This is a genomic window from Nitrosophilus sp., assembly GCF_982775275.1.
This window is the reverse complement of the sequence record NZ_CEXZHP010000066.1, coordinates 1-7,726: the sequence shown is the minus strand read 5'-3', so window position 1 is coordinate 7,726 and position 7,726 is coordinate 1. Positions and strand designations below refer to the sequence as shown.

Here is a 7,726-nt window from a genome sequence, read left to right as displayed (position 1 = left end):
AGTTATCGTTCTAAACCTTCGGTTTGCCCTCGCTCACTTACCACCTTATCTCCTTACCCCCTTTTCCCTTCAACCTTCAGCCTTTCACCTAACTACTCAACCCCTCACCCTTGCTGCTGTTTTTGGGCTTCTTGAATAGCTTTCATCTCGTTAAAAATCTGTAGCATTGCAACCATAGCCAAATGGTAGCTAAAAGGTCCAAAACCGCTTATTTGTCCAGCACACACAGGAGCGATAATAGATTTTTGTCTAAACTCTTCCCGTCTATATATATTTGATATATGAACCTCGATAGTTGGTAACTGAACCGCGGCAATCGCATCTCTTATAGCGATGGAAGTGTGCGTATACGCCGCAGGATTTATAATAATTCCGTGCGCGTCTCCCAAGCATTCTTGAATCTTATCTACGATTTCACCTTCTAAATTGCTTTGAAAAAATTCTATCTCCATACCGTTTTGTTCGGCAAAATTTCTCATTTGCGCATGAATATCTTCAAGCTTCATCGGTCCATAGATATTTTGCTCTCTAATTCCAAGCATATTTAAATTTGGTCCTTGAATCACTACAACTTTCATCTATAATCCTTTTTATAATAAAATTTTGGGTATGATTATATCAATTTTTACCTTATGAACACCTCTTAGGAGAGCTTTTATGAAAATAATAAAAACAAAATATATACTAACTCCGCAAAAAATTATCTCAAACAGAGCCGTAGCTTTTGAAAAGAAGATTGTGGATATTGATGAGTTTGAAACGTTAAAATCAAAATATCCAGATGCTAAAATTATAGATTATAAAGATTATAGCTGTTTGCTTCCAGGTTTTATAAATCCCCATGTTCATCTTGAATTTAGCGCAAACAAAGCCGCTTTAACCTACGGAGATTTTATCATATGGCTAAATAGCGTAATTAAAAAAAGAGAAAATCTTTTGTCAAAATGTGACCAAAAATGCGTAAATAACGCTATAGATATTATGTTAAAAAGCGGAACGACCACGTTTGGAGCAATAAGTAGCTATGGATACGATATGAAAATATGTGCAGATGCTCCTCAAAGGGTGATATATTTTAACGAAATAATAGGATCAAATCCCGCCGCGGCCGATGCTTTGTATAGCGATTTTTTGCAAAAGGTTAATGAGTCTTTAAATTATAAAAACAATAGATTTATCCCCGCGATCGCTATTCACTCTCCATATTCTGTTCATAAGGTTTTAGCAAAAAAAGCCGTAGAACTTGCAAAAAAGAAAAATATGTTATTAACTACCCATTTTATGGAAAGTAGAGCCGAAAGGGAGTGGTTAGATGAAGGAGTTGGAGATTTTAAAGCCTTTTTTAAAGATTTTCTAAATCAAACTCTCCCCGCAAACAGAGCATTGGACTATTTAAAACTCTTTGAGGGCATAAAAACCCTTTTTACTCACTGCGTTTGGTGCAACGAAAAAGAGCTTGAGATATTGCAAAAAAATGAACATTCAATTATTCACTGTCCCGTATCAAACAGACTTTTGGGTAACTCGGCTTTAGATTTAGCCAAAATAAAATATCTTGGTATAAACTTTTTAACGGCAACTGATGGGCTTAGTTCAAACTATTCTTTAAATCTTTATGAAGAGTTAAAATCGGCTCTTTTTGTTCATTATCATATAAATCCTACTATATTGGCATTGGATCTTATTAGAAGCGTTACGATAAACGCCGCTAAAGCCTTAAATATTGAAGCTGGAGAGATAGAGATAGGAAAATACGCCGATTTGCAAATTGTCGATATTCCAAAAGATTTAAACGATATTAACGAAATCCCTCTACACATACTACTTCATACAAATAGACCAAAATCGGTATATATAGAAGGAGAGTTATATGAGTGATTTTTTTAAAAAACTTTTTAGCCCAATAACGGTTATATTGGACTTTATACAAAAATATTTTAAATCTTTAATATTTTTATTGATAATTTTACTCATTTTTAGCTCCTCCAAAGAACAAGCATTGCAAAAACCAAACCTAATGGAAATCGAGCTAAAGGGGCCAATAATTGATGCAAAAGAGGTGTTAAAAAAGATAGAAGAGGCAAACGCAAATAATATTAAAGGTGTTTTGTTTATAGTAAATTCGCCGGGAGGAGCGGTGGCTCCCTCTTTAGAGATATCTTTGGCAATAAAAAGATTAACTTCCAAAAAACCGGTAGTTGCCTACGCCGCCGGAACAATGGCGAGCGGGGGATATTATGCTAGTATCTGGGCAAATAAAATAGTCGCAAACCCAGGTAGCGCAATAGGCTCGATTGGAGTTATTTTTGAAAGTGCCAATATTAAAAAACTTATAGATAAAATAGGCATAGAGCCTCAAGTCGTAAAAGCGGGAAAATATAAAGAGGTTGGAACACCTTTTAGAAAATGGGAAAAATATGAAAAAGAGGAGATAAAAAAGGTAATATTTGATACATATGAAATGTTTGTAAAAGATGTGGCAAAAGCAAGAGGGTTGGATATAAAAGATAAAGATAGATTTGCCGAAGCTCATATATTTACGGCAAACCAGGCAAAAGAGGTAGGTTTAGTTGATATGGTTGGATCTATTTACGAAGCAAAAAAAGAGATAATACGTTTGAGTAAAGTTCAAAAACCGATATGGAAAAAAGAGGATAAGTTTGAAAAATTTATGGAAAAACTAACAAATAAAACCGCGACAAAAATAATATCTCTATTTTTTGGTTACAATATTTTATAAGTTATTTGTTAGCCTTACCCCCTTACCACCTTATCCCCTTATCACCTTTACTATATTTTATAAGTTACTTATTAGCCCTTTTTAAAAGGGCTTTTGCCTCTATAATAACATCTTTTGTTTGAAGCTCAAAAATTTCTCCAACATCTATTTCAGCCAAATCCACCACTTTTTTATTTTTTACAACTTGTGCGTAACCTTTTTTTATCTCTTTTGCCCTAAATGCTGATTCAAACTTTTCAAAAAGGTGCTTTAGATGACTACTTTTATGGAAAAGGGAGTTTTTTATACTTTGATATATGGAGTTTTTTAACTCAGGGAGCATTGAAGCTTTTTTTTCAAATAAAAAAGTCATAGAGCTTTTTAAAGAGTTTCTAAGATTTTCTATCTCCTTTTCATAAAAACCCAACCTTCTTTTTGGCGAGATTTGGTTAAAAGATGATAACGTATGTCGTAAAATCTGCTCTTTATTAAATAAAACCTTTTTAAAACTTTTAACATACGCCTCTTGCAGCGAATCTAGCATCATTAATGCCTCATATTTATCTGGGAGTATCATCTCCATAGCAGCACTCGGAGTTGGAGCTCTAAGATCAGCCACAAAATCGCTTATTAAATAATCTATCTCATGACCTATTGCCGATACTATAGGGGTTTTTGCTTTATATATAGCATCAGCCACAATCTCTTCGTTAAAACACCATAAATCCTCTATACTTCCTCCTCCTCTTGCCAAAACGATAACATCAACCCCAAGAGAGTCTGCGATATTCAAAGAGTTAACGATGTCTAACGCCGCCTCTTTTCCTTGAACTAAAGTATTTATCAAATATATTCTTACCAAAGGCCATCTATTATTAATAACCCTTATCATATCTTGCAAAGCGGCTCCGGTTTTTGAAGTAACCAAAGCAATGGTGTCTATATATTTTGGTATCTCTTTTTTTCTCTCTTTTTTAAAATAGCCTTTTGCTTCCAGCTTCTTTTTTAACTGCTCATATGCAACCGATAAGGCTCCTATACCTTGAGGTAAAATCTTTGTAGCGTAAAGCTGATACTCTCCTCTTGGTTTATATACTCCTATTTTGCCCGCAACTATAACCTTTTGTCCATCTTCGACTCTAAAATCGAGTCTTGCAACGCTACTTCTAAACATCACAGATTTTATAACGCTGGCTTCATCTTTCAAACTAAAATATAAATGTCCGCTGCTATGGTATGTGGGTCTGCTGATCTCCCCCTCTACGTAAACTTCCAAAAAATGAGATTCTAAAAGATTTTTTATCTTTTCGTTTAATTGACTAACAGTTATTATATTCATTTTTTCTTTGCTATAAACATAGTTGAAATTCCAAAAGAAAACGACTTAACTTCCATTATCTTAAATCCGCTATCTATCAACTCTTTTATAAGATGTTCGGTAGTTAAAAAATTATCTATAGAGTTTGGAAGATATTCGTAAGCCTCTTTATTCCCAGAAACCAATCCTCCAATTAAAGGTAGAACTTTTTTCATATAAAACTCTACTACATTATCAAAATAAGATCTTTTTTCTCTTTTTGTAAACTCCAATATAACAAGCACTCCACCGGGTTTTAACACTCTGTAAAACTCGTTTATCGCATCAACTCTATCTACAACATTTCTAATTCCGTATGTTATGCTTAAAAAATCCGCCATATTATTTTCAATAGGAAGATTTTGAGCATAACCTTCTAAAAAGGAAAAATTTTTAAATTTTTCTTTTGCTACCTCAAGCATTTTAACGGAAGGATCCACTCCTATAAACTCTTTTACAACTATTTTTTTATCTTCGGCCACTTTATTCCAAAAGCCGAGCATATCCCCGGTTCCACAAGCAACATCCACTATTTTTTCTATATTTTCTTTTTTATAATAATCATACGCTTTTTGACAGGCCTTTTTTCTCCATACGATATCGCTTCCAAAACTAAGTATCCTATTTGCCATATCGTATGTTTTAGCAATATCGTTAAACATATTAACAATCTTTTTTTGTTTATCCATTTTTGCTCCAAACCATCAAATCTTTATCTATTTTATTGGTATGTAAGATCTTTAGTTTTTTATCAAACTTATAATTTTTATCATTTTTCATTTCAAAACTGATAAAAAAAAGATACCAATCAACTATATTTTTAGTTGCGTTTAGCATCCCTTCCCCACCTTCTATCATCACATATTTATAATTTTTTATTTTATCTAAACTATCTTCAATATACACTTTTCTATTTTTTATTTTAAAAAGCGGGATATTTTTATCAAAATCTTTTGTTTTACTATATATCAATACATCCGGAGCTTTAGTGCCAACCAATCTGCTATCAAGTATTGGTCTATCGACTCTAACGGTATTTCCTCCGATTACTAAAAGATCTATTTTTTCTCTTAATTTATGCACAAACTCTCTGGATTTCTTGCAAGATATGACTCCCGATGTTATTACGCCATTAAGAGTCTGAGCGAGTTTAAAAAATACAAAGTTTTCTTTACTCCATCTAATAAATGGCTCTATTAATATCTCTCCTTCTTTTTCTAAAACTCCGGTTATAACTTCTATATCGCTATTTTTTAAAAATTTAATTCCGCCCTTTGCTTTTTCATTTGGATCTTTTACGCTTATAACAACCTTTTTAAATCCAAGATTTTTTATCAAAAGCGAACACGGGGGTGTTTTGCCGTAATGATTGCAGGGCTCTAAAGTTACGTAAATGGCTGCGTCTTCAAAAAGATCTTTTGCATTTTTATAAAGATATTCGTGAAGATCTTTTGAAGAAGTTAAATTCAAAATCTTTTTATCATCTGTTAGCTTAAAATATGCCTCTTTTATAGCCAAAACCTCAGCATGAGGCTCTCCGGCTCTTTTATGGGCAGCTATAGATAAAATCTCTTCGTTTTTAACAACAACTGCGCCAACGGAAGGATTTGGATATGTAAGCCCTTGATATTTCCAAGCTTCATTAAGAGCCAAATTTATATAAAACTCTTCTCTTACCATTCAAAATATGTCTTTGCGCTTGCGATTTCGTTAAAATCTATCTCTTTTTCGCCTTCCTCTGTCTCTATAAAAATCTTCTCTTTTTCAACTTTTTTTAAAATCCCTCTATATTGATTCCCATCTAGTGTAACTATCAATACCTTCTCGCCTATTGAATTTTTAAAATGGGAAAGTTTTTTTAGTTTTCTCTCGATTCCAGGAGAACTAACTTCTAAACTATAATCTCCTCTTATAGGAGGATTTACATCAAGAAGAGGCGAAATAAGGTTACTTATATTTGCGCATAACTCCAAATCTACGCCATCTTCATGTTTGATAGTAACTCTATATATAGTTTTGCCTCTCTCGGTTACAGTCTCGATATCATAAAGCTTAGCACCGCAAGCTTCAACTATTTTTTTTATCTCCTCTTCTAAACTCACTTCTCTTCCTTAATCTTTTTAAATAGCTCTTCTATTTTTTTAGATTTTTCAATATTTTCATCAAATTTAAAATGAAATTTGGGACATTTAAACCACCCGCTTGACTCCAAACAAAAAGTTTGCAAAATGGGAGCCGCCTTTTTTAATTTTTTTAATATCTCTTTTTTTTCATCTTCATTATAAATTGAAGGGTCTATATACACATCCGCATCATACCCTCCCTTTTTAACAACAACATCAGTTACGGTTACGCCTCTTAAACTCTCATCGTTTAACTGTCCCAAAGCTTCAGCGATAAGCTCGATTAGCAAAGAGGCTTGTCTTGCTCTTTTTATCTCACTTGGAGTCATTTTATACCTTTATTTATAATTTAGCCGCCTCTTCTACCTCTTTATAAGCTTCTATAAAATCTCCAACCTTTATATCGTTAAAGTTCTCAAGCATAATTCCGCACTCATACCCTTTTGTAACCTCTTTAACGTCCTCTTTAAACCTTTTTAACGAGGCGATTTTAGTATCATATATAACAACCCCATCACGAATCACTCTAGCTTTTGCATTTCTTTCAATTTTTCCATCCGTTACCATACATCCTGCAACAGTTCCAACTTTTGGCACATTAAAGGTCTCTCTAACTTCAGCTTGACCTAGAGCTTCTTCTTTTATTATTGGAGATAACAATCCGCTAAGCAGCGCTTTTACATCATCAATTAAATCGTAAATAATAGAATATGTTTTTATCTGAACGCCCAACTGCTTTGCTTTATTTTTAACAGAACCTGTTGGTCTCACATTAAATCCCAAAATTATCGCGTTATCGCTAGCATCTGCTAAAGTTACGTCACTCTCGGTTATTGCTCCAACTCCGGCATGAATGATATCTATTTTTACCTCTTCATTTTTAAGCTTTTCCAAACTTGCTTTAATAGCCTCTAAACTTCCCTGCGTATCGGCTTTTATAATTACTGGAAGCTTTTTGATCTGTCCCTCTTTTACAAGCTGACTTAACTCTTCAAGCGTTACTTTAGTAGTTTTACTTAACTCTTTTTGTCTCTCAAGTTCTGCTCTTTTTTCAGCGTAAACTCTTGCCGTTTCGGCATCTTTTACCGCAATCATAACATCGCCCGCGTTTGGAACCTTATCCAGCCCCACAACTACAGCAGGTTCTCCAGGGCCTACATCCTTTATAGTTTTTCCTATATCATTAATCAATGTCCTTACTCTACCGTAAGCTATACCGCAAACTATATGATCCCCTTGATGAAGAGTTCCGTTTTTTACAATAACCGTGGCAACAGGGCCTCTTCCTTTTTCCAATGAACTCTCGATTACTACGGCTTTTGCCTCTCTTTTTGGATTTGCTTGAAGTTCTAAAACTTCTGCTTGCAAAATAATAGTCTCAAGCAAATCATCAATTCCCTCTCCCGTTAATGCGCTAACTTCAACAAACTCATACTCTCCGCCCCAGTCAACGGGTGCGATTCCAAGTTCGGAAAGTTGGGATTTAACCAGATCTGGATTTGCATCTGGTTTGTCTATCTTGTTTAT

Annotated in this window: 9 protein-coding genes; 2 read left to right on the top strand and 7 right to left on the bottom strand. The window is 34.0% G+C overall.

Features of this window, described 5'->3' with window-relative positions; all coding sequences use genetic code 11:
• Nucleotides 1–104: 104 nt before the first annotated feature.
• Nucleotides 105–578, bottom strand: coding sequence for a type II 3-dehydroquinate dehydratase (gene aroQ, locus AC30RD_RS04620; protein WP_489493125.1), 474 nt, complete (start codon nucleotides 576–578; stop codon nucleotides 105–107).
• Nucleotides 579–657: 79 nt separating this feature from the next.
• On the opposite strand from aroQ, the gene mqnF reads away from it, so the two are divergent.
• Both mqnF and sppA read left to right on the top strand, forming a co-directional pair.
• Complete coding sequence (gene mqnF, locus AC30RD_RS04615) at nucleotides 658–1,878, top strand: aminofutalosine deaminase family hydrolase (RefSeq protein ID WP_489493124.1); 1,221 nt, start codon at nucleotides 658–660, stop codon at nucleotides 1,876–1,878.
• Complete coding sequence (gene sppA, locus AC30RD_RS04610; protein WP_489493123.1) at nucleotides 1,871–2,740, top strand: signal peptide peptidase SppA; 870 nt, start codon at nucleotides 1,871–1,873, stop codon at nucleotides 2,738–2,740. Before mqnF ends, sppA begins: the two co-directional genes overlap by 8 nt.
• Nucleotides 2,741–2,804: 64 nt before the next feature.
• Here sppA and xseA read toward each other — a convergent pair whose 3' ends face one another.
• The 6 genes from xseA to infB all read right to left on the bottom strand — a co-directional run.
• A complete protein-coding gene (xseA, locus tag AC30RD_RS04605) occupies nucleotides 2,805–4,058 on the bottom strand; it encodes an exodeoxyribonuclease VII large subunit (protein ID WP_489493121.1) in 1,254 nt (417 codons plus the stop codon).
• Entirely contained in the window at nucleotides 4,055–4,765 is a 711-nt protein-coding gene (gene ubiE / locus AC30RD_RS04600; RefSeq protein WP_489493120.1) for a bifunctional demethylmenaquinone methyltransferase/2-methoxy-6-polyprenyl-1,4-benzoquinol methylase UbiE, read from the bottom strand. Before ubiE ends, xseA begins: the two co-directional genes overlap by 4 nt.
• Nucleotides 4,758–5,756, bottom strand: coding sequence for a bifunctional diaminohydroxyphosphoribosylaminopyrimidine deaminase/5-amino-6-(5-phosphoribosylamino)uracil reductase RibD (ribD, locus tag AC30RD_RS04595; RefSeq protein ID WP_489493118.1), 999 nt, complete (start codon nucleotides 5,754–5,756; stop codon nucleotides 4,758–4,760). The genes ubiE and ribD overlap by 8 nt, the downstream gene beginning before the upstream one ends.
• Complete coding sequence (gene rimP / locus AC30RD_RS04590; protein WP_489493117.1) at nucleotides 5,750–6,178, bottom strand: ribosome maturation factor RimP; 429 nt, start codon at nucleotides 6,176–6,178, stop codon at nucleotides 5,750–5,752. Before rimP ends, ribD begins: the two co-directional genes overlap by 7 nt.
• Entirely contained in the window at nucleotides 6,175–6,528 is a 354-nt protein-coding gene (gene rbfA / locus AC30RD_RS04585) for a 30S ribosome-binding factor RbfA (protein ID WP_489493116.1), read from the bottom strand. Before rbfA ends, rimP begins: the two co-directional genes overlap by 4 nt.
• 13 nt (nucleotides 6,529–6,541) lie before the next feature.
• The coding region (gene infB, locus AC30RD_RS04580) for a translation initiation factor IF-2 (protein WP_489493115.1) at nucleotides 6,542–7,726 on the bottom strand (1,185 nt) is incomplete at its 5' end.

Bases quoted from the DNA above. Each gene is read 5' to 3' on its own strand.
- aroQ (WP_489493125.1), bottom strand. From the start codon at position 578: ATGAAAGTTGTAGTGATTCAAGGACCAAATTTAAATATGCTTGGAATT.
- mqnF (WP_489493124.1), top strand. From the start codon at position 658: ATGAAAATAATAAAAACAAAATATATACTAACTCCGCAAAAAATTATC.
- sppA (WP_489493123.1), top strand. From the start codon at position 1,871: ATGAGTGATTTTTTTAAAAAACTTTTTAGCCCAATAACGGTTATATTG.
- xseA (WP_489493121.1), bottom strand. From the start codon at position 4,058: ATGAATATAATAACTGTTAGTCAATTAAACGAAAAGATAAAAAATCTT.
- ubiE (WP_489493120.1), bottom strand. From the start codon at position 4,765: ATGGATAAACAAAAAAAGATTGTTAATATGTTTAACGATATTGCTAAA.
- ribD (WP_489493118.1), bottom strand. From the start codon at position 5,756: ATGGTAAGAGAAGAGTTTTATATAAATTTGGCTCTTAATGAAGCTTGG.
- rbfA (WP_489493116.1), bottom strand. From the start codon at position 6,528: ATGACTCCAAGTGAGATAAAAAGAGCAAGACAAGCCTCTTTGCTAATC.